The organism is Streptomyces sp. NPDC004542 (genome assembly GCF_040610035.1).
Classification (GTDB): domain Bacteria; phylum Actinomycetota; class Actinomycetes; order Streptomycetales; family Streptomycetaceae; genus Streptomyces.
Genome location: NZ_JBEXLP010000027.1, coordinates 18807 through 41838 on the forward strand (window position 1 = coordinate 18807; position 23032 = coordinate 41838).

At 71.7% G+C, this 23032-nt stretch carries 24 protein-coding genes and 1 pseudogene; 10 read left to right on the forward strand and 15 right to left on the reverse strand.

Annotated elements, in window-relative coordinates:
• Positions 1 to 25 precede the first annotated feature (25 nt).
• The 5 genes from ABZX30_RS17260 (at position 26) to cseC (ending at position 4479) form a co-directional block, all read left to right on the forward strand.
• Positions 26 to 901 carry an A/G-specific adenine glycosylase gene (locus ABZX30_RS17260; protein WP_355934259.1) on the forward strand — a complete coding sequence of 292 codons (876 nt, stop codon included), beginning with the start codon at positions 26 to 28 and terminating at the stop codon, positions 899 to 901.
• 259 nt (positions 902 to 1160) lie between these two features.
• Positions 1161 to 1700 carry a SigE family RNA polymerase sigma factor gene (locus ABZX30_RS17265; RefSeq protein WP_263211134.1) on the forward strand — a complete coding sequence of 180 codons (540 nt, stop codon included), beginning with the start codon at positions 1161 to 1163 and terminating at the stop codon, positions 1698 to 1700.
• Positions 1688 to 2347 carry a hypothetical protein gene (locus ABZX30_RS17270; RefSeq protein WP_355934261.1) on the forward strand — a complete coding sequence of 220 codons (660 nt, stop codon included), beginning with the start codon at positions 1688 to 1690 and terminating at the stop codon, positions 2345 to 2347. Before ABZX30_RS17265 ends, ABZX30_RS17270 begins: the two co-directional genes overlap by 13 nt.
• Before the next feature lie 73 nt (positions 2348 to 2420).
• Complete coding sequence (gene cseB, locus ABZX30_RS17275; RefSeq protein WP_355934263.1) at positions 2421 to 3122, forward strand: two-component system response regulator CseB; 702 nt, start codon at positions 2421 to 2423, stop codon at positions 3120 to 3122.
• Between the two features lie 13 nt (positions 3123 to 3135).
• Positions 3136 to 4479 carry a two-component system sensor histidine kinase CseC gene (cseC, locus tag ABZX30_RS17280; protein WP_355934264.1) on the forward strand — a complete coding sequence of 448 codons (1344 nt, stop codon included), beginning with the start codon at positions 3136 to 3138 and terminating at the stop codon, positions 4477 to 4479.
• A gap of 82 nt (positions 4480 to 4561) precedes the next feature.
• Here the strand turns inward: cseC and ABZX30_RS17285 are convergent, their stop codons facing one another.
• Complete coding sequence (locus ABZX30_RS17285; RefSeq protein WP_355934265.1) at positions 4562 to 6160, reverse strand: MDR family MFS transporter; 1599 nt, start codon at positions 6158 to 6160, stop codon at positions 4562 to 4564.
• 123 nt (positions 6161 to 6283) lie between these two features.
• Here ABZX30_RS17285 and ABZX30_RS17290 point away from each other — a divergent pair, with 123 nt between their 5' ends.
• Complete coding sequence (locus ABZX30_RS17290) at positions 6284 to 6886, forward strand: TetR/AcrR family transcriptional regulator (RefSeq protein ID WP_355934267.1); 603 nt, start codon at positions 6284 to 6286, stop codon at positions 6884 to 6886.
• Here the strand turns inward: ABZX30_RS17290 and ABZX30_RS17295 are convergent.
• Positions 6883 to 7497, reverse strand: a complete 615-nt coding sequence (locus ABZX30_RS17295; RefSeq protein WP_355934269.1) for a M23 family metallopeptidase — start codon at positions 7495 to 7497, stop codon at positions 6883 to 6885. The two genes, ABZX30_RS17290 and ABZX30_RS17295, sit on opposite strands and share 4 nt — an antisense overlap.
• A gap of 394 nt (positions 7498 to 7891) precedes the next feature.
• On the opposite strand from ABZX30_RS17295, the gene ABZX30_RS17300 reads away from it, so the two are divergent.
• Positions 7892 to 8026 (forward strand): Scr1 family TA system antitoxin-like transcriptional regulator, encoded by a 135-nt coding sequence (locus tag ABZX30_RS17300; protein WP_355934351.1) that lies wholly within the window; start codon positions 7892 to 7894, stop codon positions 8024 to 8026.
• Positions 8002 to 8327, forward strand: a pseudogene (locus ABZX30_RS17305) (HAD family acid phosphatase); the annotation flags it as partial. The gene ABZX30_RS17300 and the pseudogene ABZX30_RS17305, both read left to right, overlap by 25 nt.
• Before the next feature lie 92 nt (positions 8328 to 8419).
• Here the strand turns inward: ABZX30_RS17305 and ABZX30_RS17310 are convergent.
• On the reverse strand, positions 8420 to 10945 hold the full coding sequence (locus tag ABZX30_RS17310; protein ID WP_355934270.1) for an ATP-dependent Clp protease ATP-binding subunit: 2526 nt from the start codon (positions 10943 to 10945) through the stop codon (positions 8420 to 8422).
• 459 nt (positions 10946 to 11404) lie between these two features.
• Here ABZX30_RS17310 and ABZX30_RS17315 point away from each other — a divergent pair, with 459 nt between their 5' ends.
• Entirely contained in the window at positions 11405 to 12007 is a 603-nt protein-coding gene (locus ABZX30_RS17315) for an SCO3374 family protein (RefSeq protein ID WP_355934272.1), read from the forward strand.
• Here the strand turns inward: ABZX30_RS17315 and ABZX30_RS17320 are convergent.
• The 10 genes from ABZX30_RS17320 to ABZX30_RS17365 all read right to left on the reverse strand — a co-directional run bounded on the left by ABZX30_RS17320 (position 11986) and on the right by ABZX30_RS17365 (position 20229).
• On the reverse strand, positions 11986 to 12321 hold the full coding sequence (locus ABZX30_RS17320; protein ID WP_355934274.1) for an Lsr2 family protein: 336 nt from the start codon (positions 12319 to 12321) through the stop codon (positions 11986 to 11988). The two genes, ABZX30_RS17315 and ABZX30_RS17320, sit on opposite strands and share 22 nt — an antisense overlap.
• 207 nt (positions 12322 to 12528) lie before the next feature.
• Positions 12529 to 13062, reverse strand: a complete 534-nt coding sequence (locus ABZX30_RS17325; protein WP_355934275.1) for an amino-acid N-acetyltransferase — start codon at positions 13060 to 13062, stop codon at positions 12529 to 12531.
• A 9-nt stretch (positions 13063 to 13071) separates the two neighbouring features.
• Positions 13072 to 13512 carry a BlaI/MecI/CopY family transcriptional regulator gene (locus ABZX30_RS17330; protein WP_355934277.1) on the reverse strand — a complete coding sequence of 147 codons (441 nt, stop codon included), beginning with the start codon at positions 13510 to 13512 and terminating at the stop codon, positions 13072 to 13074.
• 144 nt (positions 13513 to 13656) lie between these two features.
• Positions 13657 to 13836 carry a hypothetical protein gene (locus tag ABZX30_RS17335; protein WP_355934279.1) on the reverse strand — a complete coding sequence of 60 codons (180 nt, stop codon included), beginning with the start codon at positions 13834 to 13836 and terminating at the stop codon, positions 13657 to 13659.
• A gap of 47 nt (positions 13837 to 13883) precedes the next feature.
• A complete protein-coding gene (locus tag ABZX30_RS17340) occupies positions 13884 to 14426 on the reverse strand; it encodes a hypothetical protein (protein WP_355934352.1) in 543 nt (180 codons plus the stop codon).
• 312 nt (positions 14427 to 14738) lie between these two features.
• Positions 14739 to 15536 (reverse strand): type III pantothenate kinase, encoded by a 798-nt coding sequence (locus tag ABZX30_RS17345; RefSeq protein ID WP_355934281.1) that lies wholly within the window; start codon positions 15534 to 15536, stop codon positions 14739 to 14741.
• Between the two features lie 5 nt (positions 15537 to 15541).
• The gene (nadC, locus tag ABZX30_RS17350) at positions 15542 to 16528 is read right to left on the reverse strand and encodes a carboxylating nicotinate-nucleotide diphosphorylase (RefSeq protein WP_355934282.1); all 987 of its coding nucleotides are present in this window, start codon (positions 16526 to 16528) and stop codon (positions 15542 to 15544) included.
• Between the two features lie 5 nt (positions 16529 to 16533).
• Entirely contained in the window at positions 16534 to 18255 is a 1722-nt protein-coding gene (locus ABZX30_RS17355) for an L-aspartate oxidase (RefSeq protein WP_355934284.1), read from the reverse strand.
• Entirely contained in the window at positions 18252 to 19253 is a 1002-nt protein-coding gene (gene panC, locus ABZX30_RS17360) for a pantoate--beta-alanine ligase (RefSeq protein WP_355934286.1), read from the reverse strand. The genes ABZX30_RS17355 and panC overlap by 4 nt, the downstream gene beginning before the upstream one ends.
• A 19-nt stretch (positions 19254 to 19272) precedes the next feature.
• Positions 19273 to 20229: a DUF2520 domain-containing protein gene (locus ABZX30_RS17365; RefSeq protein ID WP_355934287.1), complete on the reverse strand. Its 957-nt coding sequence runs from the start codon at positions 20227 to 20229 to the stop codon at positions 19273 to 19275.
• 197 nt (positions 20230 to 20426) lie between these two features.
• On the opposite strand from ABZX30_RS17365, the gene ABZX30_RS17370 reads away from it, so the two are divergent.
• The gene (locus tag ABZX30_RS17370) at positions 20427 to 21623 is read left to right on the forward strand and encodes a beta-eliminating lyase-related protein (protein ID WP_355934288.1); all 1197 of its coding nucleotides are present in this window, start codon (positions 20427 to 20429) and stop codon (positions 21621 to 21623) included.
• A gap of 32 nt (positions 21624 to 21655) precedes the next feature.
• On the opposite strand, the gene ABZX30_RS17375 is transcribed toward ABZX30_RS17370, so the two are convergent.
• Entirely contained in the window at positions 21656 to 22288 is a 633-nt protein-coding gene (locus ABZX30_RS17375; RefSeq protein WP_355934290.1) for an AAA family ATPase, read from the reverse strand.
• 31 nt (positions 22289 to 22319) lie between these two features.
• On the reverse strand, positions 22320 to 22991 hold the full coding sequence (locus ABZX30_RS17380) for a response regulator transcription factor (protein ID WP_355934291.1): 672 nt from the start codon (positions 22989 to 22991) through the stop codon (positions 22320 to 22322).
• Positions 22992 to 23032: the final 41 nt, after the last annotated feature.

Consider the following 23032-nt stretch of genomic DNA (forward strand, 5'->3'; position numbering starts at 1 on the left):
GAGCCGTGGCAGGATCGGAGGTGCCATGACTGAGAAGCTTCACGCCCCCGTGATCGCCTGGTTCGACGCCCACGCCCGCGACCTCCCCTGGCGCCGCCCGGAGGCGGGGCCGTGGGGGGTGATGGTCAGCGAGTTCATGCTCCAGCAGACCCCGGTCAGCCGTGTGCTGCCGGTGTACGAGGAGTGGCTGTCCCGCTGGCCCCGCCCGGCGGACCTCGCCAAGGAGGCCCCCGGTGAGGCGGTCCGCGCCTGGGGCCGGCTCGGCTACCCGCGCCGCGCCCTGCGGCTGCACGGTGCCGCGGTCGCCATAACAGAGCGGCACGGCGGGGACGTACCGACGGACCACGCGCAGCTGCTCGCGCTGCCCGGCATCGGCGAGTACACGGCGGCGGCGGTGGCCTCCTTCGCGTACGGGCAGCGGCACGCGGTGCTGGACACCAACGTCCGCCGGGTCCTCGCCCGCGCGGTCACGGGGGTGCAGTACCCGCCGAACGCCACGACGGCGGCCGAGCGCAAGCTCGCCCGCTCCCTGCTGCCCCAGGACGAGGGGACGGCCGCCCGCTGGGCCGCGGCCTCCATGGAGCTGGGCGCGCTGGTGTGCACGGCGAAGAACGAGGGCTGCCACCGCTGCCCGATCGCGGCGCAGTGTGCCTGGCGGCTCGCGGGCAAGCCGGAGCACGTCGGGCCGCCGCGCCGCGGCCAGACGTACGCCGGTACCGACCGGCAGGTCCGCGGCAAGCTGCTGGCCGTACTGCGCGAGGCGCACGTGCCGGTGCCGCAGGCGGTGCTGGACCGGGTGTGGCACGAGCCGGTGCAGCGGGCGCGCGCCCTGGACGGTCTCGTCGCGGACGGTCTCGTGGAGCCGCTGCCGGGTGGGCTGTACCGGCTGCCGCTGGGCTGACGCACAGTCACATCACAGGACCGGGGGCTCCGTAACGGATGCTCCTGGCCGTCACATCACCCTGTACCGCGGCTTTTTGACCCGCCTCTTCACCCCGGACTCATTTCCGTTACACAACCGACGGACAGCCGAGTGCTGGCCGCAGGCTGCTTCGGACAGCCCCGTGACAACAGCTCCGTAGCTTCTTCCCTGTGCCCGGCACGACCACGGGCACGACTGGCACGAGCCGGAGAAAAACGGGGAACGGAGGCGGTTGATCATGGCGCAGGGCGAGGTGCTCGAGTTCGAGGAGTACGTCCGTACCCGGCAGGACGCGCTGCTGCGCAGTGCCCGCCGGCTGGTGCCGGACCCGGTCGACGCCCAGGACCTGCTGCAGACCGCGCTGGTCCGGACGTACGGCCGCTGGGAGGGCATCGCGGACAAGCGGCTCGCGGACGCCTATCTGCGCCGGGTGATGATCAACACGCGGACCGAGTGGTGGCGGGCGCGGAAGCTGGAGGAGGTCCCCACCGAGCAGCTGCCGGACGCCTGTGTGGACGACGCCACCGAGCAGCACGCGGACCGGGCCCTGCTGATGGACATCATGAAGGTGCTCGCACCGAAGCAGCGCAGCGTCGTCGTGCTGCGACACTGGGAGCAGATGTCCACGGAGGAGACCGCCGCGGCCCTCGGCATGTCGGCCGGAACGGTCAAGAGCACGCTGCACCGGGCGCTCGCCCGGCTCCGCGAGGAGCTGGAGGCCCGCGATCTGGACGCACGTGCGCTGGAGCGTGAGGAGCGGGAGCGTTGCGCGGCCTGACCGGGGCCGGGCCCAGCTGGGCCCGACTGAGCTCGCAGGCGGCGATCACGGCGACGGCCGTGCTCGCCGCCCTCGGCCTTTTCGCCGCAGCCTGCGCCACCGGCGGCACCGGAACCCGGGACGAGGGCCCGGCGCACGCCGACTCGGTGGCCGGTGCCGGGGCCGCGCGGGCCCCGGCGCCCAGCCCCTCCGAGACCTTCCGGCGGGTGGACGCGGTCGCGCTGGTCAAGGACGACCCGCAGGTCTCCGAAACGGTCAAGCGGGACCTCAAACCGTGCTCCGGCGACGACTACCCGGTCGACGTGACCTACGGCAACCTGACCGGCGGCACCGTCGACGACGTCGTCGTCAACGTCCTGACCTGCGGTGACGCGGTGGGCCTGGGGGCGTATGTGTACCGCGCGCGCAGCGGCACGTACGAGAATGTGTTCAGGACCGAGGAGTCCCCGGTGTACGCGGAGATCGACCGGGGCGACCTGATGGTCACCAAGCAGGTGTACGAGAAGGGCGACCGGGTGGCGAACCCGTCCGGCGAGAACGTGGTCACGTACAGCTGGGCCGCGGGGCGCTTCGTGCAGGAGGACTTCCACCACACCGACTACGGCAACGCGGTCGGGGGCGACGCGACGCCGGTGCCGGGAACCTGAGTGAACCGCTCAGCCACGCGCTGCGTCACCTGTTCGAGAGCACGACCTTCATCTGAGGACTGAGAGCACCGGGATGGCAGACCAGACCCACGTCCTGTTCGTCGAGGACGACGATGTCATCCGCGAGGCCACCCAGCTCGCCCTGGAGCGGGACGGCTTCGCGGTGACCGCCAGGCCCGACGGGTTGTCGGGCCTGGCGGCGTTCCGGGCGGACCGTCCGGACATCGCGCTGCTGGACGTGATGGTCCCGGGCCTGGACGGGGTCAGTCTGTGCCGCCGCATCCGCGACGAGTCGACGGTGCCGGTGATCATGCTGTCGGCGCGCGCCGACTCCATCGACGTCGTGCTGGGCCTGGAGGCGGGCGCCGACGACTACGTGACCAAGCCGTTCGACGGTGCCGTGCTGGTCGCCCGCATCCGCGCGGTGCTGCGCCGGTTCGGACACGCCGGCGGGGACCGGGGGGACGACCACGGTTCCCCGGTCGACGGCGGGCCGCTGACCTTCGGTGAGCTGGAGATCGACACCGAGGGCATGGAGGTGCGCCGGGCGGGTCAGCCGGTGGCGCTCACCCCGACCGAGATGCGGCTGCTGCTCGAGTTCTCCTCGGCGCCGGGGACGGTGCTCTCGCGCGACAGGCTGCTGGAGCGCGTGTGGGACTACGGCTGGGGCGGGGACACGAGGGTCGTCGACGTCCATGTGCAGCGGCTGCGGACGAAGATCGGCCAGGACCGGATCGAGACGGTCCGCGGCTTCGGTTACAAGCTGAAGGCCTGAGCGGGGCAGGGGCATGCGGGGGATCATTCGGCACCGGGTCAGGGGGCGCGTGGAGCGTGCGAGTCTGCGCACGGGGCTCAGATGGAAGCTCAGCGCGGCGATCGCGCTGGTCGGCGCGCTGGTGGCGATCGCGCTCAGCCTGGTCGTGCACAACGCGGCCCGGGTGTCGATGCTGGACAACGCGCGCGACCTCGCCCTGGAGCGGCTCCAGATCCCCGAGCGGAACTACGTGCTGAACCGGCACATCAACTTCCCGGGTGCCGGGATCGACGATCCGAAGCTGCCGCCGGCGCTGCGGGAGAAGGTCGAGGACGGCCGCCGGGCCACCTTCGTGACGGACCGCGGGGGCAACGCGCCGGACATCTGGGCGGCCGTGCCGATGAAGGACGGTCACGTGCTGTCCCTGCACACCCGTTTCACCGACCGCAGCACCGACGTGATGAAGGACCTCGACCAGGCCCTGGTCATCGGGTCCATCGCGGTCGTACTGGGCGGCAGCGCGCTCGGTGTGCTCATCGGCGGCCAGCTCTCCGGCCGGCTGCGCAAGGCGGCGGCCGCGGCGAACCAGGTCGCCCAGGGCGAGCCGGACGTCCGGGTGCGGGACGCCATCGGCGGCGTCGTACGGGACGAGACCGACGACCTCGCCCGCGCGGTGGACGCGATGGCGGACGCGCTGCAGCAGCGGCTGGAGGCGGAGCGCCGGGTCACCGCCGACATCGCGCACGAGCTGCGCACCCCGGTGACGGGGCTGCTGACGGCGGCCGAGCTGCTGCCGCCCGGCCGGCCGACCGAGCTGGTGCTCGACCGCGCCAAGGCCATGCGCACCCTCGTCGAGGACGTCCTGGAGGTCGCCCGGCTCGACAGCGCCTCCGAACGGGCCGAGCTGCAGGACATCATGCTGGGCGAGTTCGTGACCCGGCGGGTGGCCGCCAAGGACCCGGACGTCGTCGTGCGTGTGGTCCACGAGTCGGAGGTGACGACCGACCCGCGGCGGCTGGAGCGGGTGCTGATCAACCTCCTGGCCAACGCCGCCCGGCACGGCAGGCCGCCCATCGAGGTCAGCGTCGAGGGCCGGGTCATCCGGGTCCGCGACCACGGCCGCGGTTTCCCCGAGGAACTGCTCGCCGAGGGGCCGAGCCGCTTCCGCACCGGCAGCAAGGACCGCGCCGGCCAGGGCCACGGCCTCGGCCTGACCATCGCCGCGGGCCAGGCCCGGGTGCTGGGCGCCCGCCTGACCTTCCGCAACATCCGGCCCACGGGCGCGCCCGAGCACGTGCCGGCGGAGGGGGCGGTGGCGGTGCTCTGGCTCCCCGAACACGCGCCGACGGCCACGGGCAGCTACCCGATGCTGCCGTAGCCCTCCGGCCGCCACGCCACCGGGCCCCGGATTGACCAACAGCATCCGGACACTCTCCGGGGCCCTTCGGCTCACGTTCCGGTCAGACGGCCTCGATGACCGGCGCCGGTGCCGCGTCGACGTCGTCCGCCGGGCCGCCCTCCGGCTTCTGCGGTGCGCCCTTGAGCGGGACCTCCTTGACGAAGAAGGCCGCCACCAGCACGATCACCGCGACGAACGTGCCCAGCACGAACGCCGAGTGCGTACCGGCGGAGACCGCGTGCTGGTACGCCTCCCGCGCCGCCGCCGGCAGCTTCGCCAGGCTGGCCGCGTCGAGCTGCGCGGACTGCTCGGTGATCTTGGAGCCGAGCGAGCCGGCCCGCTCCGCCATGACGTGCTGGACCCGGTTGTTGAACAGCGCGCCCATGATGGCGACGCCGAAGGAGGAGCCGAGGGTACGGAAGAGGGTGGTGGACGAGGAGGCCACGCCCATGTCCTTCATCTGCACGCTGTTCTGCGCGACCAGCATGGTGATCTGCATCAGGCAGCCCATGCCGAGGCCGAGGACGGCCATGAACACCCCGGAGGTGAGCCGGGAGGTCTCTGTGTCCATCGTCGACAGCAGGTACAGCCCGGTGATCATCAGGACGCCGCCGGCGATCGGGAAGACCTTGTAGCGCCCGCTGCTGGTGGTGACCCGCCCGGCGACCATCGAGGTCACCAGCATCGCGCCGAGCATCGGCAGGAGCAGCAGCCCGGAGTTGGTCGCGGACGCGCCCTGCACGGACTGCTGGTACAGCGGCAGGAAGAGCGTGGCGCCGAACATCACGAAGCCGGTGATGAAGCCGATGACCGACATCAGGGTGAAGTTGCGGCTGCGGAAGATGTGCAGCGGCACGACCGGCTCGGCGGCCCGGGTCTGCCAGAACACGAACCCGACCAGCGCGGCGACACCGATGCCGATCAGCTCCATGATCCGCGCGGAGGTCCACGCGTACTCCGTGCCGCCCCAGGTGGTGACCAGCACGATCGAGGTGATGCCGATGGTCAGCAGGGCGGCGCCCAGGTAGTCGATGCGGGCCTTGGAGCGCTTCTTGGGCAGGTGCAGCACGGCGGTGACCAGCGCGAGGGCCACGGCGCCCAGCGGCAGGTTGATGTAGAAGGCCCAGCGCCAGCCCCAGTTGTCGGTGATCGTGCCGCCGACCAGCGGGCCGCCGATCATCGCCAGCGCCATCACGCCGGCCATCATGCCCTGGTACTTGCCGCGCTCACGGGGCGGAATCAGATCACCGATGATCGCCATGACGCCGACCATCAGGCCACCGGCTCCGAGCCCCTGAACGGCCCGGAACCCGATGAGCTCACCCATGTTCTGGGCCATGCCGCTGAGCGCGGACCCGGCCAGGAAGATCACTATCGAGGTGAGGAAGGTGGCCTTGCGGCCGAACATGTCGCCGAGCTTGCCCCAGATCGGGGTCGCCGCGGCGGTCGCCAGGGTGTAGCCGGTCACCACCCAGGACAGGTGCTCCAGGCCGCCCAGCTCGCCCACGATCGTCGGCATCGCGGTGCCCACGATCATGTTGTCCAGCATCGCGAGCATCATCGCGATCATCAGCGCGAGCAGGACGACCCGCACGCTCCGGGGCTTCTTGCCCCCGGTGTCACTGCTTTCCACGCTCGGTGCGCTCTCTGTGTCCGCCATCTTTCCCGCTCCCCCAGGGCCCGCCACTTACTTGCCGACCGGCTAGTTGCTTACACTGGGAAGGTAGCGATGTCACTAGCCGGGCGTCAAGTAAGTTTCCGCGGGAGCGCGAGGAGTACGAGGATGGGCGTCACCATGGACGGCACCAAGCATCAGCGCCGCGGCAACACCCGCCAGCGCATCCAGGACGTGGCCCTCGAACTCTTCGCCGAGCAGGGCTACGAGAAGACGTCCCTGCGCGAGATCGCCGAGCACCTGGACGTCACCAAGGCGGCGCTCTACTACCACTTCAAGACCAAGGAAGAGATCATCGTCAGTCTCTTCGAGGATCTGACGCAGCCGATCCAGGAACTGATCGAGTGGGGCGCGCGGCAACCGCACACCCTGGAGACGAAGCAGGAGATCGTACGGCGCTACAGCCAGGCACTGGCCGGCGCCGAGCCGCTCTTCCGCTTCATGCAGGAGAACCAGGCGACGGTACGGGAACTGCGCATCGGCGACACCTTCAAGGACCGCATGCGCGGCCTGCGCGACATCATCATCGACCCGGACTCGGCCCTCGTCGACCAGGTGCGCTGCGTCAGCGCCCTGTTCACGCTGCACGCGGGCATGTTCATCATGCAGGACGTCGAAGGCGACCCCGAGAAGAGGCGCGAGGCCGTTCTCGAGGTCGCCGTGGACCTGGTCACGCAGGCGCACGAGGGCGCCCGGGGGGCGGGGAGTTAGACGACCACACCCATGGCCCGCAGGAAGGGGACCGGGTCGATCGCGGAGCCGTAGTTCGGGGTCTTGCGGATCTCGAAGTGCAGGTGCGGACCGGTGGAGTTGCCGGTGTTGCCGGACTTGGCTATGTGCTGGCCGGTACGGACGGCCTGGCCGATCCTGACGTCGATCCGCGACAGGTGGGCGTACTGCGAGTACTGGCCGTCGGCGTGCCTGATGACGATGGCGTTGCCGTAGGCGGGCCCGTCGCCGGCGCCGTTGCCGCCGGCCTTGACCACGGTGCCGCCGTGCGCGGCGACGACGTCCGTGCCGGACGGCACGGCGAAGTCCTGACCGCTGTGCTTGTGAGCCCAGTGACTGCCGGCCTGGTTGAAGCCCGCGGACAGCTCGTACCGCTTCACCGGGTCGACCCAGGCGGCGGCAGGCTTGGCCGGCTTGGCGGCCACAGGCTTGGCGGCGGCGGCCGTCGCGGCCTGCGGGGCGGTGTGCGGGGCGGCGGCGCTCGCGACTCCGGCCCCGAGTACGGCCGACGCGCCCACGCCTGCGGCCAGGGCGGCGGCACGGGTGCGCAGCAGGGAGGTACGGGCGAAGCGGAACGGGACGCGCTGGAACATCGAGACCTCAGGGGTTCGGGGACGGGGATGCCACCCGACGCGACTGACGTCCGGGGCGGCGCCATCCCTTGGTACAGCCCGACCCCATTCCCCCCAAAACGGGCAATCTACGGCCATAGGTAGTAAGCGCCACTGAATCGCCACCCGGCCTTGACAGGCGAAAAGCGGGCCGACAGGCCGCCTTCACTCCCCTGTCAAGTACCACTATCTCCACTAGTACCGGACATATCGCCTGTGCGGCATGTCACCGCCTCCCGAGGTCCACGCGCCCCCGAATGTGACTCGCGTTACGCGTCGGCCGCAGGCCAACAGGGCGGCACCCGACCGCTGTCGAGCCGGAACCACACACCATGCCACGCCGAGCGAGATCGACACGCTGGTGCGGTTCCGGCTCATGCGCCCGCGCGTCCTCACCCGGGGGCGCCCGCCCCGCCTCCACGCCATCGTCCGCGAGGCCGCCCTGCGCGTGGTGGTGGGCGGCCCTCACGTGATGCGTGGCCGACTTCCCCGGCCAACAAGCCCGTGCTGAACGTCGCCGAGTACGCCCAGGAGCACGGCGTCTCCCTCTTCTTCGTCACCGCCCGCCCGGCATCATCAAGGCCGCCACCGAGTACAACCTCGAGCACGACGGCTACGAAGTCTCCGGGCTCTACGTCCGCGGCCTGCTCGACCTCTTCAAGGACGTCGCCGCCTACAAGACGGCCCAGCGCGTCGACATCGAGAACGACGGCTACACGATCATCGCGAACATCGGCAACAGCCCCACCGACCTCTCAGGCGGCCACGCCGAGAAGACGTTCAAACTGCCGGACTACGACGGGCAGCTGTCCTTAAAGCCCGAACAGGCATCGCGAAAGGGGGCTGCCCCGGGACGGAAGGTCCCGGGGCAGCCCCCTTCGGGTCTTGCAGCCGAGCGGAGCGGTCACGCGTCCTTGCTCAGGTTCGGCCCGGCGCCGCCGGCCGCCTGCTCGATCGGCGGGACGTCCGGCAGGGACGACTTCTCCTCGCCGCGGAAGGTGAAGGTCTTGTTCTCGCCCTCGCCCTCGGTGTCCACGACCACGATGTGACCGGGGCGCAGCTCACCGAAGAGGATCTTCTCCGACAGCGAGTCCTCGATCTCGCGCTGGATCGTGCGGCGCAGCGGCCGGGCGCCCAGCACGGGGTCGTAGCCCTTCTTGGACAGCAGCTCCTTGGCGGACTGGGAGAGCTCGATGCCCATGTCCCGGTCCTTCAGGCGCTCGTCCACCTTGCCGATCATCAGGTCGACGATCCGCAGGATGTCCTCCTGCGTGAGCTGCGGGAAGACGACCACGTCGTCGACGCGGTTGAGGAACTCGGGACGGAAGTGCTGCTTGAGCTCGTCCGACACCTTGTTCTTCATGCGCTCGTAGTTGGTCTTCGTGTCACCCGAGGCCGCGAAGCCCAGGTTGAAGCCCTTGGAGATGTCCCGGGTGCCGAGGTTGGTCGTCATGATGATGACCGTGTTCTTGAAGTCCACGACCCGGCCCTGGGAGTCGGTCAGGCGACCGTCCTCCAGGATCTGCAGGAGGCTGTTGAAGATGTCCGGGTGAGCCTTTTCGACCTCGTCGAAGAGGACCACCGAGAACGGCTTGCGGCGGACCTTCTCGGTCAGCTGGCCGCCCTCTTCGTAGCCCACGTAGCCGGGGGGCGAGCCGAAGAGCCGCGAGACCGTGTGCTTCTCGCTGAACTCCGACATGTCGAGGGAGATCAGCGCGTCCTCGTCACCGAAGAGGAATTCGGCGAGCGCCTTGGACAGCTCGGTCTTACCGACACCGGAAGGGCCGGCGAAGATGAACGAGCCACCCGGACGCTTCGGGTCCTTCAGACCGGCGCGCGTGCGGCGGATCGCCTTCGACAGGGCCTTGACGGCGTCGTTCTGGCCGATGACCCGCTTGTGGAGCTCTTCCTCCATGCGGAGCAGGCGGGAGGACTCCTCCTCCGTGAGCTTGAAGACGGGGATGCCCGTCGCCGTGGCGAGGACCTCGGCGATCAGCTCGCCGTCGACCTCGGCGACGACGTCCATGTCGCCGGCCTTCCACTCCTTCTCCCGCTTGGCCTTGGCGGCCAGGAGCTGCTTCTCCTTGTCGCGCAGGGAGGCGGCCTTCTCGAAGTCCTGCGAGTCGATCGCGGACTCCTTGTCGCGGCGCACGCCGGCGATCTTCTCGTCGAACTCGCGCAGGTCCGGCGGCGCGGTCATCCGGCGGATGCGCATCCGGGAGCCGGCCTCGTCGATCAGGTCGATCGCCTTGTCCGGCAGGAAGCGGTCCGAGATGTACCGGTCGGCCAGGGTGGCGGCCTGGACCAGCGCCTCGTCGGTGATGGAGACGCGGTGGTGCGCCTCGTACCGGTCGCGCAGGCCCTTGAGGATCTCGATCGTGTGCGGCAGCGACGGCTCCGCGACCTGGATGGGCTGGAAGCGGCGCTCCAGGGCCGCGTCCTTCTCCAGGTGCTTGCGGTACTCGTCCAGCGTGGTCGCACCGATGGTCTGGAGCTCACCGCGGGCCAGCATCGGCTTCAGGATCGAAGCGGCGTCGATGGCGCCCTCGGCGGCACCCGCACCGACCAGCGTGTGCAGCTCGTCGATGAAGAGGATGATGTCGCCGCGGGTGCGGATCTCCTTGAGCACCTTCTTCAGGCGCTCCTCGAAGTCACCGCGGTAGCGGGAGCCGGCGACCAGGGCGCCGAGGTCCAGGGTGTAGAGGTGCTTGTCCTTGAGGGTCTCGGGCACCTCGCCCTTGACGATGGCCTGGGCGAGGCCCTCGACGACGGCGGTCTTGCCGACGCCGGGCTCACCGATCAGCACCGGGTTGTTCTTGGTGCGGCGGGACAGCACCTGCATGACCCGCTCGATCTCCTTCTCGCGCCCGATGACCGGGTCGAGCTTGGACTCACGAGCGGCCTGGGTGAGGTTCCGGCCGAACTGGTCGAGGACCAGGGACGTCGAGGGCGTGCCCTCGGCAGGCCCGCCGGCGGTGGCGGTCTCCTTGCCCTGGTAACCGGAGAGCAGCTGGATGACCTGCTGCCGCACCCGGTTGAGATCAGCGCCCAGCTTGACCAGGACCTGGGCGGCGACGCCCTCGCCCTCACGGATCAGGCCGAGCAGGATGTGCTCCGTGCCGATGTAGTTGTGGCCCAGCTGAAGGGCCTCGCGGAGCGACAGCTCCAGGACCTTCTTGGCACGGGGGGTGAAGGGGATGTGCCCGGACGGGGCCTGCTGGCCCTGGCCGATGATCTCCTCCACCTGCTGGCGGACCGCCTCGAGCGAAATCCCGAGGCTCTCAAGGGCCTTGGCGGCGACACCCTCACCCTCGTGGATCAGGCCCAGGAGGATGTGCTCGGTGCCGATGTAGTTGTGGTTGAGCATCCGGGCTTCTTCCTGAGCCAGGACGACAACCCGCCGCGCGCGGTCGGTGAACCTCTCGAACATCGTTAATCGCTCCTCAGAGCGGTCAGGCAGTGGGGGGAACTTCCCCTCCCTGTCCTTCCGCAGCTTAGTCCCGCAAGCGGGGACCGCTCATTCCAACTGCCGACACCGTCGATGGCCTCCTGACCCGTGACGCCGACATCTGCTCCAACCCGATGGTGCGAGACGATGTTCCCGCAGGCCAGACAGTTACCCCTGTCGTCAGTACGCCGATGGCGAACGTGAGACAAGCCCGTCCTGCGCGTCGCCCCCTCCCACTAGGGATGTCTTACCCGCACGCGCTGACAGTCCATGCCGCGCGCACCGGTTCGCTCCGCTATGGGCGAACAACCTCGTGCCCCTTCGCACCCCTCGAGCGCCCGCTGTCCGGACACCGTGCGCGACAGGTCGTGCACCAAGCGTAACTCGGAGCCTGTTTCGGCTGTTGCTCTTGTCATGGTTGGCACTGCCCCCGTGGTCCCCATGGTCCCCCTCCCTCGGCGACCGCTCGACTCGAACGCCGGAATCCGGCACTGGTACGAGAACGAGCTGGGGTGGGCCACGGTGCCGGGGTCGCCGGTACGGCTCGTCACCGGCCTGCGCTTCGACGTCCTGGACGTCCCGGCCGAGGCGGGCGCGGCCGCGCTCGGGCGCCTGGGGCCGGGCTCTCCGGTGGCCGTGCAAGGGGACCGGATGCGACTGCTGGTGGCCGCGGGCAGCGCCGAGGAGCTACCGGGGCTGCTGGACTGGCTGGAGTGGGGATCCCTGGCGCTGGACCTGGTGGCGCTCGGCGCGAAGGGGTGCGTGGAGGCGCCCCTGCCCCCCGAGCGGGCCTCCACCGGAGTCCGGCCGTTCCCCCCGGGCGGCTCCGGTGTTCCCGCCGTACCGGCCGTCCTCGAGGGGGCCGCCGTGTGGCTGCGGCCCCCAGAGCCGGGGTGCGAGGTCGAGGCTTCGCTGCCGACGCTGTCGGCTCTGGGGGGCGGCGCGGACGCCCCCGATCTCGTACGGCTGGTGGACACGGTGGCGACACACTGCCACCGGGTCCGACTGCGGCGCGCGTGCGCTCAGCCGTTGGCCTTCTCGTAGGCCTCGCGGATGGTCGCGGGGACCCGGCCGCGGTCATTGACCTCGTAGCCGTTCTCCTTCGCCCAGGCACGGATCTGCGCGGTGTCCTGGCTGCCGCCGGACGCCGAACGGGCCTTTCCACGCCCGCCCGCGGAACGGCCTCCGGTACGACGACCGCCCTTCACATAGGGCTCGAGAAGTCCGCGCAGCTTGTCCGCGTTGGCAGTCGTGAGATCGATCTCGTACGTCTTGCCGTCCAGGGCGAACGTGACGGTCTCGTCCGCCTCGCCGCCGTCGAGGTCGTCGACAAGAAGGACCTGAACCTTCTGTGCCACCGGATTTCCTTTCATCGATAACGTGAGGGCCGGGGGTGTGCGGCGCCCGCCGTTTCGCCGTCCCCCTGTTATATGCAGTACTGCAGTACACCGGAAAGCAAACCGCTTTTGCCGGAAAAACACAAACCCCCGGGAGAGACTCAGGGACCGCTCACGACCGGAAACATGCGCGTTTCGGACATAGGGAGCGCGGGCAATGCCCGATGATCACAGATGCAGAAGCATCCGGCTGTTGCCCAAGGTGTTCGGTTTCACTCGTTCGAGACCGAGGAACTCCGCGACGCCCTCGTCATAGGAACGCAACAGCTCCGCGTAGACATCGGTGTCGACGGGCGTCTCGCCGATCTCCACGAAGCCGTGCTTCCCGAAGAAGTCCACTTCGAAGGTCAGGCAGAAAACGCGGCGAACGCCGAGCCAGCGGGCGGTCTCGACCAACTTCTCCAGCAACCGGTGGCCGACACCGGCGCCCTTCAGGCCGGGCTTCACCGCGAGAGTGCGGACCTCCGCGAGGTCTTCCCACATCACGTGCAGCGCGCCGCAGCCGACCACCTCGGCGTTGTCGTCGCGTTCGGCGACCCAGAACTCCTGGATGTCCTCGTAAAGCGTCACGGTCGCTTTGTCGAGCAGGATGCGGTCACGGACGTACACGTCGAGGAGACGGCGCACGGCCGGCACATCGCTGGTCCTCGCCCGCCGGACGGTGATGGCTTTTGCGGTGACTTCGGGGCGCTCTGCTGACATGAGCGGACGCTATCGCCCGCCGTGCTCCGGTGCCGAGCCGGGGTTCTCGTCGCCGGTATGGCGGCCGGTATCGGCGCCGGTATCCGCCGGAGGGCTATCCGCCGGGCCCTGGACGATGCGCACGGCGTCACTGAGGGCCTGGCGCTGTTCCTCGCTCATCATCCCGAAGAACGCGACGAGAGCGGCGGCCTGGTTGTCGCTCTGCGACCAGGCCTCGTTCATCAGTGCGGCGGCGTAGGCGGCGCGGGTGGAGACGGCCTCATATCGATAGGCCCGGCCTTCCGCCTCGCGGCGCACCCAGCCCTTCTGATGGAGATTGTCCAAAACGGTCATGACCGTGGTGTACGCGATGGACCGTTCCCGCTGAAGGTCTTCCAGGACTTCCCGAACGGTCACCGGGCGGTTCCACTTCCACACCCGCGTCATGACCGCGTCTTCGAGTTCTCCCAATGGCCGGGGCACACCTCAGAACAATAGTGGGAGATCCCGGCAATGGCGTGCCGAACGTGCGCTTTCGGTGCGAACAGGGACGAAAAGGGCGTACACCGTGCCCCGTCGGGCGGTCCCGGCCTTCTCGGGCGCCCTCAGCCGTCCTCAGACGTCGGTGCCGACGGAGGCCTGGCGGGCACCCTCCGTACGGGCGAGCGCGGCGTCGACGGCCGCGTCCTCCTTGGCCTTGGCGGCGCCGCCCTGGGTCTTCACGATCACCCTGACCACACCGATGAAGAAGACGGCCATGACGACCGGGGGCACGAGCGCGGAGACGTAGTCCATGGCTCCAGAGTAGCCACGGGGGTCCACCCGGACCGGCAGGGGTGCGCTCAGACGGCGGCGAGCCGCTGGGACGGCTCCTCGGCCGGCGGGGCCGGCTTGCGGCGCGGGAAGACCTCACCCGGGGTCGGAATGGGCCGGGACGGCCGGGGCGCGACCGGCTCGGCGGGCTTCTCGGCCGGCTTCTCCCCCGGCTTCTCCGCGGGCTTGTCGCCCCCCGTGCGGCAGGCCGGTACGGTCCCGGCGGCCCGGGCGCGACCCCCCTGGCACCGCTCGAGCAGGGCCGCCGCGGCCGGGTTCCCGCGCAGGGCCCCCAGCGCGGCCAGATCGTCGGCCGTGGGCCGGTGCCCCGCGCGCAGCGCCTCCTGAAGGAGCGCCAGATAACCGGCGGCCGTCCCGGGCAGCGCGGCCCGGTACCTGGCCAGGTCGGCCAGCACGAAGGCGCGCAGCCTGGCCCCCTCACGCATCGCCTCGTCGAGCGACTCGGCAAGCCGGAAACACTCCTGCACGTCCTCGGCCGAGGCCGGGCCGGGATGAAGGGCGAGGGCGAGAGCGCGGCGGAGCACACGCAGCTCCTCCACACCGAACGCCATGCCGCCGCGGGTTCCGTATGGCGTGGGCATGCGCCGACGATACGCGCTAATCAGACAAATTCGACACAACCCTGCCCCACGGCGCGCCTCTCACCCGGTCGGAGCCGCCGATCCGTACCCACCAGGACCGCAGATCCCGCCGGGGGGCGCGGCCCCGGGATTCGGGCGTGCAGCCCCCGGCGGGTCCATGGATGCAGCCTCACCGTGGTTTCAGGGCGCAGCCCTGGCGGGGCCGAAGGGGCGCAGCCCCTGGGGAGGGGAAGGGGCCGGGGCGGCGGGGGTGAGGAAACGCTCGGCCCCGCGCGCCCGTCCTCACATGCGGGACACGTTCCGCTCGTACACCAACCGCAGCCCCACCAGCGTCAGCCACGGCTCATGCTCGTCGATCACCGAGGACTCCCCCAGCACCATGGGCGCCAGCCCACCCGTCGCGATCACGGTCACGTCGTCCGGATCGGCGGCCAGCTCCCGCGCCATCCGGCTGACGACCCCGTCGACCTGCCCCGCGAACCCGAACACGATCCCGGCCTGCATCGCCTCGACCGTGTTCTTGCCGATGACGCTGCGCGGCCGGGCCACCTCGATCTTGCGGAGCTGTGCTCCCTTGACGCCCAGCGCCTCGACCGAGATCTCGATGCCCGGCGCGATGACCCCGCCCACGTACTCCCCGCGCGCGGACACCGCGTCGAACGTCGTCGCCGTACCGAAGTCCACGACGATCGCCGGCCCCCCGTACAGCTCGACGGCGGCCACCGCGTTGATGATCCGGTCCGCCCCGACCTCCTTGGGGTTGTCGGTGAGGATCGGCACCCCCGTCTTCACACCGGGCTCGACCAGTACCGCCGGCACGTCCCCGTAGTACCGACGCGTCACCTCACGCAGCTCGTGGAGCACCGACGGCACGGTCGCGCAGATCGCGATCCCGTCGATGCCGTCCCCGAGCTCGTCGCCGAGCAGCGGGTGCATGCCCATCAGACCCTGCAGCAGCACCGCCAGCTCGTCGGCCGTCCGGCGCGCGTCCGTGGAGATGCGCCAGTGCTCGACGATGTCCTCGCCGTCGAACAGGCCGAGGACCGTGTGCGTGTTGCCGACGTCGATCGTGAGGAGCATGGCCGTTACTCCGCCTCGCGCAGGTCCAGGCCGATGTCCAGGATCGGCGAGGAGTGGGTCAGGGCCCCCACGGCGAGGAAGTCGACGCCGGTCTCGGCGTACGCGCGGGCGGTGTCCAGGGTCAGCCGGCCCGACGCCTCCAGCAGCGCCCGCCCCTCGACGAGCGCCACGGCCTCCTCGCACTCCAGCGGCGTGAAGTTGTCCAGCAGGATCAGGTCGGCGCCCGCGTCCAGGACCTCGCGCAGCTGGTGCAGGGTGTCGACCTCGACCTCGATCGGCACCTCGGGGAAGGCCTCCCGCACGGCCTTGAAGGCCTGCGCGACGCCGCCCGCGGCGACGACGTGGTTGTCCTTCACCAGCGCCGCGTCGGACAGTGACATGCGGTGGTTGACGCCCCCGCCGCAGCGCACCGCGAACTTCTCCAGCGCCCTGAGCCCCGGCGTGGTCTTGCGGGTGTCCCGCACCTTGGCCCCGGTGCCCTCCAGTACGTCCGCCCACGCGCGCGTGGCGGTCGCGATGCCCGACAGGCGGCACAGGAGGTTCAGCGCGCTGCGCTCGGCGGTCAGCAGGTCACGGGTGCGGGTGGTGACCGACAGCAGCTTCTGCCCGGCCGCCACCCGGTCGCCGTCCTCGACGTGCCGCTCGACCTCGAACTCGTCCGTGCAGACCACGGAGACCACGGCCTCGGCGACCCGCAGGCCCGCCACCACGCCCGCCTCGCGCGCGGTGAAGTCGGCGGTGGCCACCGCGTCCTCGGGGATGGTCGCGACCGTGGTCACGTCCACGCCGTGAGCCAGGTCCTCCTGGATGGCCACGTTGGCGATGTCCTCGACCTCCACCGGGTCGAGTCCGGCGTCGGCGAGGAGCTGCGCGAGCGCGGGGTCGAGCCCGCACTCGAGGTAGTCGTCGTATCCCTCGTCGCCGCCCGCGCCGCAGGCGCAGCCGTCGCCGCAGCCGCCGGACGGGGCGAGGGGAAGGTCGGGGGTGCTCACGTGACTCACTGCTCCTGGGGACGCTGGTGCTGCCGGGTAGGGGGGAAGTCTGCGGTGTCGGTGGTGTGCACGGCCAGGGAACGGTCGGGATTCAGCCGTACGACGATGTGGCGGCGCCAGGTGGCGTCGTCGCGCTCGGCCCGGTCCTCGCGCCAGTGGCAGCCGCGGGTCTCCTCGCGCAGCCGCGCGGCGGTGACCAGGGCGCGGGCCACGCACAGGAGGTTGGTGGCCTCCCAGGTGTCGACGCCGGGCTCGGCGGTCTTGCCGTTCTCGTCGAGGGCGTCACGGGCCTCGGAGTGCAGCCGCTGGAGCTGGTCGGCGGCCCGGGCGAGGGACTGCGCCGAGCGCAGGACGCCCGCGCCCTCGGTCATGATCCGCTGGATGGCGAAGCGGGCCTCGGCGGCGAGCAGGGGGTGCGCCGGCCGCTCCGGGTCCGGTACGGGCGCGGGCACGCGCGCGTGGAGGCCGTCGCCGGCGTGGCTCGCGGCGACGTCGGCGGCGATGCGCTCGGCGTAGACCAGGCCCTCCAGGAGGGAGTTGGAGGCGAGCCGGTTGGCGCCGTGCACGCCGGTGCAGGCCACCTCGCCGCACGCGTACAGGCCCGGGACGGTGGTCCGGCCGCGGGAGTCGGTGCGCACGCCTCCGGAGGCGTAGTGGGCGGCCGGGGCGATCGGGATGGGCTCGGTGACCGGGTCGATGCCGTTCGCGCGGCAGGCGGCCAGGATCGTCGGGAAGCGGTGCTCCCACATGCCGGCCCCGAAGTGCCGGGCGTCGAGGTACATGTGCTCGGCGCCCTGCTCCAGCATCCGCCGCAGGATGCCCTTGGCGACGATGTCCCGGGGCGCCAGTTCGGCCAGCTCGTGCTGCCCGACCATGAAGCGCACGCCGTCGCCGTCGACCAGGTGGGCGCCCTCGCCGCGTACCGCCTCGGAGACGAGCGGCTGCTGCCCCTCCGCCTCCGGGCCGAGGAACAGCACGGTCGGGTGGAACTGGACGAACTCCAGGTCGGAGACCTCCGCACCGGCGCGCAGCGCCAGCGCCACGCCGTCGCCGGTGGACACCGACGGGTTGGTGGTCGCGGAGAACACCTGGCCCATGCCGCCGGTCGCGAGGACCACCGCGGGGGCGTGCACGGCGCCCACGCCGTCGTGCTGGCCCTCGCCCATCACGTGCAGCGTGACGCCGGCCGTACGGCCCTCGGCGTCGGTCAGCAGGTCCAGCACGAGCGCGTTCTCGATCGTGCGCACCCCGCGCGCGTGCACGGCCTCCACCAGCGCCCGGGAGACCTCCGCGCCGGTGGCGTCGCCGCCCGCGTGCGCGATCCGGCGCCGGTGGTGGCCGCCCTCGCGGGTGAGGTGGATGTCGCCCCCGTCGTCGGTGTCGAAGTGCGCGCCGGTGGAGATCAGCCGCCGTACGGCGTCGGGGCCCTCGGTGACGAGGATCCGTACGGCCTCCTCGTCGCACAGGCCCGCGCCCGCCACCAGGGTGTCGTCGAGGTGCTGTTCGGGGGTGTCGCCCTCGCCCAGGGCCGCGGCGATGCCGCCCTGGGCCCAGCGGGTGGAGCCGTCGTCGAGGCGGGCCTTGGTGACGACGACCGTCGTCAGGCCCGCGGCCTCGCAGCGCAGGGCCGCGGTGAGGCCGGCCACTCCGGAGCCGACGACGACCACGTCCGCGGCGATGGACCACCCGGGGGCGGGCGCGTGCAGTCTTATGCCTGTGCTGGTCACGAGGCGGCTCCGAGGGTTCCGAAGGTGAGGGTGAGGTTGTCGATCAGCCGGGTCGTGCCGACCCGGGCGGCGACGGCGAGGACGGCCTCGCCGGTGAAGTCGTCGCCGATCTCGGTGAAGTCGGAGGGGTCGACGAGCGCGAGGTAGTCCAGCTCGAGCGGCGGGTCGAGCCGGGAGGCCTCGTCGAGGACCTGGCGGGCCGCCGCGCGGACGGCCGCCGGGCCGCCCGGGGCCGCTTTGGCGACGGCGTGCGCGTCGGCCGCCGCGCGGGACTCCCCTATGGCGCTGAGCGCCTCGGCACGCGCGTGCGTGGCGGGCACCTCACGGGCCCGCGCGAGCAGCGCCTCCTGGGCGACGTGCCGGTCGCGGCCCGCGAACAGGGCCAGGGACAGGGCGAGGGCCGTGCGCCGCTCCCGGGGCGAGAGGTAGCGGTTGCGGCTGGACAGGGCCAGGCCGTCGTCCTCCCGCACGGTCGGTACGCCGACGATCTCCACGCCGAAGTTCAGGTCCCGCACCATGCGCCGGATCAGGGCCAGCTGCTGGGCGTCCTTCTGTCCGTACAGGGCGACGTCGGGGCGGGTGAGGTGCAGCAGCTTGGCGACGACCGTGAGCATGCCGTCGAAGTGCCCGGGGCGGGAGCCGCCCTCCAGGCGCTCGCCCATCGGGCCCGCGGAGACGCGCACCTGGGGTTCGCCGCCCGGGTAGACCTCGTCCACGGTGGGCGCGAACACGGCGTCCGCGCCGGACCGGCCGGCGAGCTCGAGGTCGGCGTCGAGGGTCCGCGGGTAGCGGTCGAGGTCCTCGCCGGCGCCGAACTGGAGCGGGTTGACGAAGACGGTGACGACGACCTCGCCGTCCGGTCCGGCGATCTCCCGCGCGGTGCGGATCAGCGTGGCGTGGCCCTCGTGCAGGGCGCCCATGGTCATCACGACGGCACGGCGGCCCCGGCGCACGCGCGCGTGCAGTTCGTCGGCGGTGCGCAGCAGGGCGGTGGTCATCGCAGGTCTCCGTTCCCGGTCATCGGCCGTCTCCCTCGGTGCCGTCGGTTCCGCCGGACGCCGCGGGCCCGGCGGCCCCGTCGGCGAGCACCCCGAGGAGATCCTGCGCCAGTTCCGGCTTCAGCAGTCCGTGGGTGAGCGCGCGGTCGGCGGTCGCGCGGGCCATCGCCAGATAGCCGGCGACGGTCTGCGGGGCGTGCGCGCGCAGTTCGGCGACGTGCGCGGCGACGGTGCCCGCGTCCCCGCGCGCGACGGGCCCGGTCAGTGCCGCGTCGCCGGAGCGCAGGGCGTTGTCCAGGGCGGCGCCGAGCAGCGGGCCGAGCATCCGGTCGGGGGCCTCGACGCCGGCCGTGCGCAACAGCTCCATGGACTGGGCGACCAGCGTGACCAGGTGGTTGGCGCCCAGCGCGAGGGCGGTGTGGTAGAGCGCGCGGTTCTCCTCGGCGATCCACTCGGGCTCGCCGCCCATCTCGATCACGAGGGCCTCGGCGGCCAGCCGCAGTTCCTCGGGCGCGGTGACGCCGAAGGAGCAGCCGGCGAGCCGCTGGACGTCGACGGCGGTGCCGGTGAAGGTCATCGCGGGGTGCAGGGCCAGCGGCAGCGCGCCCGCGCGCAGGGCGGGGTCGAGCACCTTGGCGCCGTACCGCCCCGAAGTGTGCACGAGCAGCTGCCCCGGGCGGACGGCACCGGTCCCGGCGAGGCCGGACACGAGGCCCGGCAGGGTGTCGTCCGGCACGGTCAGCAGGACCAGGTCGGCGCGCTGGAGGACCTCGGCGGGCGGCACGACCGGCACGTCCGGCAGGAGCAGCTCGGCCCGCCGCCGGGAGGCGTCGGAGACGGCGGAGACGGCGACCGGGCGGTGCCCGGCGAGCTGGAGCGACGCGGCTAGCGCGGGACCCACCCGGCCGGCGCCGACGACACCGACGGTGAGCCGCGCGGGGCGGTCCTTGGAGTCTTGCTGGTGGACTGTGGTCACGCGACGACGGCCTTCCCGTTCCAGTCCGCTCTGGGTACCGGACGATTTCTCGTCATGTTAACGCGATCGGGTCGGGGGTCGGCCGGTCGTCCACAGGCTGTGGGCTACGGCACGGTCGTGCCGCACGGTCCTCCGTCCGGTCCGCGGGACAGGAAATCCGGTGTCCGGGGAGGGCGGGGCACGGCATGATCCGGGGCATGAGCGATACGGCGGAGCAGGACGCGCGGCGCAGCGGGGAGCAGGCCGGACAGGAGTCGGCGCAGGAGCGGTTGCGGGAGCGGCGCACCGCCGCGTTCCGGCGGTCGCGGCGGGTGCTGTCGCGCGGCGGCTACCGGACGTCGGTCAGGGAGCGGCTGGCACGGCTGCTGGAGGCGGCGCCCGAGGTGTACGACCTGGACGAGCCGGCGGACATGTACGGCAACGGGGTCGTGGCCGCCCTGGAGGAGCGGGTCGCCACGCTGCTGGGCACCGAGGCCGCCGCGTTCTTCCCGACCGGCACGATGGCCCAGCAGGTGGCCCTGCGCTGCTGGGCGGGGCGCACCGGCAACCCCGCCGTCGCCCTGCACGCGCTGGCCCACCCCGAGGTGCACGAGCGGCACGCGTTCAGCGCGGTGAGCGGGCTGCGCCCGGTCCGGGTGACCGACGAGCCCCGGCTGCCCACCGCCGCGGAGGTACGCGACTGCGAGGAGCCCTTCGGCGCGCTGATGCTGGAGCTGCCGCTCAGGGAGGCCGGTTTCGTGCTGCCCACCTGGGAGGAGCTCACCGAGGTCGTGGCGGCGGCCCGGGAGCGTGACGCGGTGGTGCACTTCGACGGCGCGCGCCTGTGGGAGACCACCGTCCACTTCGGCCGCTCCCTGGAGGAGATCGCCCAGCTCGCCGACAGCGTCTACGTGTCGTTCTACAAGTCCCTCGACGGCTTCTCGGGCGCCGCGCTGGCCGGCCCGAGGACCCTGGTGGAGGAGGCGAAGACCTGGCGCCACCGGTACGGCGGCACGGTGTTCCAGCAGTTCCCCACCGCGCTGTCGGCGCTGGTCGGGCTGGAGCGGGAGCTGCCCCGGCTGCCGGAGTACGTGCGCCACGCGCGCGTGGTGGCGGCCGCGCTGCGCGAGGGGTTCGCCGACGCCGGGCTGCCCTGGACGCGGGTGCACCCCGAGGAGCCGCACACGCACGAGTTCCAGGTGTGGCTGCCGTACGAGCCCGACGTGCCGGCGGAGGCCGCGGTGCGGCAGGCCGAGGAGACGCGGACACTGCTGTTCGCCGGCGGCTGGCTGCGCGGCGGGCCGGGGCTGGCCTGGACGGAGGTCTCCGTCCGCGCCGCCGGTCTGGACTGGACGGCCGCCGACGTGAAGGCGGCGGTCGCGGACTTCGTGGCCCGGCTGCCGGAGGCGAGGTAGCCGCAGGACACGGGGTGCGTGGGGCGGCGCTCTCAGTCGAACCGGATGTGCCGCAGCCCCACGCCCGCCTGCCGCATCCGGGTCCGCAGCACGCCTTCGTGGTTCGGGCGCAGGGTGAGGCCGGCCAGGACGGCGATGCGGTCCGCCGTCCTCGGGACGCTGGTCCGGTCCGTCCACAGGTGCTCGGCGAACTCCGGTTCCCGCAGCCGCTCCAGGCAGTGGTCGAGCCGGCTCACCGCCCAGGTCTCCCGGCCCGGCCCGGCGTTCCTCCCGGCGGCGAACCGCAGGAGATGGCCGAAGCCGCGTTCCCGCAGCCGCTTCAGCACGGTCTCGCGTTCGGCGAGCAGGGTGAAGTGCCGTACGTCATGGCCGAGGTCGCGCAGGCGGCCGACGGTCTCGGCGAAGTGGCCGGAGTCGGTGACGGTCATGGGGGCGATGACCACGCCCTCGTGCCGGGTGAGGGCGAGGTCGAGCACCTCGACGACGCCCTGCCGCCAGGACGCCAGGTCCTGGAAGTCTCCGCGGAGGTCGGGCGGCAGCATGCGGTGGAGGCCGAATCCGGCGTGCTCGGGGTCGCAGATGACGCTGCCGGGCAGGCGCCGCCGTATCTCGTGCGCGGTCTGTGTCTTTCCGCCCCCGAAGGGGCCGTTGACCCACAGGAGCATGCGCCGACCCTACCGACGCGCCCGGCCGCCGTCAGCCGTGTCCCTGGGCCCGTACGAGTCCCGTCTCGTAGGCCAGGACCACCACCTGCACCCGGTCCCTGAGTCCCAGTTTGGTCAGGATGCGGCCCACGTGGGTCTTCACGGTCGCCTCGGACAGCACCAGCCGGGCGGCGATCTCGCCGTTCGACAGGCCCTGGGCGACCAGCACCATGACCTCGCGCTCGCGGTCGGTGAGCCGTTCCAGCTCCCTGTGCTGCGGCTCCTTGCCGGCCGAGGGCAGCATGGGGGCGAAGCGGTCCAGCAGCCGGCGGGTGGTGGACGGCGCCACGACGGCGTCGCCGCTGTGCACGGAGCGGATGGCGGCCAGCAGGTCGGCGGGCGGCACGTCCTTGAGCATGAAGCCGGAGGCGCCCGCCTTGAGCCCGGAGAACGCGTACGCGTCGAGGTCGAAGGTGGTCAGGATCAGCACCTTCGGCGGGTCGGGTTCCAGGCAGACGCGGCGGGTGGTCTCCACGCCGTCCAGCTTCGGCATGCGCACGTCCATCAGGATCACGTCGACCGCGGTGGTGCGCAGCACCTGGAGGGCCTCGACGCCGTCGCCCGCCTCCGCGACGACATCCATGTCCGGCTGGGCGGCGAGCACCATCCGGAACCCGGTGCGCAGCAGCACCTGGTCGTCGACGAGCATCACGCGGATCGTCATCGGGGGGCCTCTTCCGTTCGTCAGCAGGGGGCGTGGGCAGA

Coding starts and splice junctions, on each gene's coding strand:
- ABZX30_RS17260 (WP_355934259.1), top strand. CDS start 26: ATGACTGAGAAGCTTCACGCCCCCGTGATCGCCTGGTTCGACGCCCAC.
- ABZX30_RS17265 (WP_263211134.1), top strand. CDS start 1,161: ATGGCGCAGGGCGAGGTGCTCGAGTTCGAGGAGTACGTCCGTACCCGG.
- cseB (WP_355934263.1), top strand. CDS start 2,421: ATGGCAGACCAGACCCACGTCCTGTTCGTCGAGGACGACGATGTCATC.
- cseC (WP_355934264.1), top strand. CDS start 3,136: ATGCGGGGGATCATTCGGCACCGGGTCAGGGGGCGCGTGGAGCGTGCG.
- ABZX30_RS17285 (WP_355934265.1), bottom strand. CDS start 6,160: ATGGCGGACACAGAGAGCGCACCGAGCGTGGAAAGCAGTGACACCGGG.
- ABZX30_RS17290 (WP_355934267.1), top strand. CDS start 6,284: ATGGGCGTCACCATGGACGGCACCAAGCATCAGCGCCGCGGCAACACC.
- ABZX30_RS17295 (WP_355934269.1), bottom strand. CDS start 7,497: ATGTTCCAGCGCGTCCCGTTCCGCTTCGCCCGTACCTCCCTGCTGCGC.
- ABZX30_RS17300 (WP_355934351.1), top strand. CDS start 7,892: ATGCGCCCGCGCGTCCTCACCCGGGGGCGCCCGCCCCGCCTCCACGCC.
- ABZX30_RS17310 (WP_355934270.1), bottom strand. CDS start 10,945: ATGTTCGAGAGGTTCACCGACCGCGCGCGGCGGGTTGTCGTCCTGGCT.
- ABZX30_RS17315 (WP_355934272.1), top strand. CDS start 11,405: ATGGTCCCCCTCCCTCGGCGACCGCTCGACTCGAACGCCGGAATCCGG.
- ABZX30_RS17325 (WP_355934275.1), bottom strand. CDS start 13,062: ATGTCAGCAGAGCGCCCCGAAGTCACCGCAAAAGCCATCACCGTCCGG.
- ABZX30_RS17335 (WP_355934279.1), bottom strand. CDS start 13,836: ATGGACTACGTCTCCGCGCTCGTGCCCCCGGTCGTCATGGCCGTCTTC.
- ABZX30_RS17340 (WP_355934352.1), bottom strand. CDS start 14,426: ATGGCGTTCGGTGTGGAGGAGCTGCGTGTGCTCCGCCGCGCTCTCGCC.
- ABZX30_RS17345 (WP_355934281.1), bottom strand. CDS start 15,536: ATGCTCCTCACGATCGACGTCGGCAACACGCACACGGTCCTCGGCCTG.
- panC (WP_355934286.1), bottom strand. CDS start 19,253: ATGACCACCGCCCTGCTGCGCACCGCCGACGAACTGCACGCGCGCGTG.
- ABZX30_RS17370 (WP_355934288.1), top strand. CDS start 20,427: ATGAGCGATACGGCGGAGCAGGACGCGCGGCGCAGCGGGGAGCAGGCC.
- ABZX30_RS17375 (WP_355934290.1), bottom strand. CDS start 22,288: ATGCTCCTGTGGGTCAACGGCCCCTTCGGGGGCGGAAAGACACAGACC.
- ABZX30_RS17380 (WP_355934291.1), bottom strand. CDS start 22,991: ATGACGATCCGCGTGATGCTCGTCGACGACCAGGTGCTGCTGCGCACC.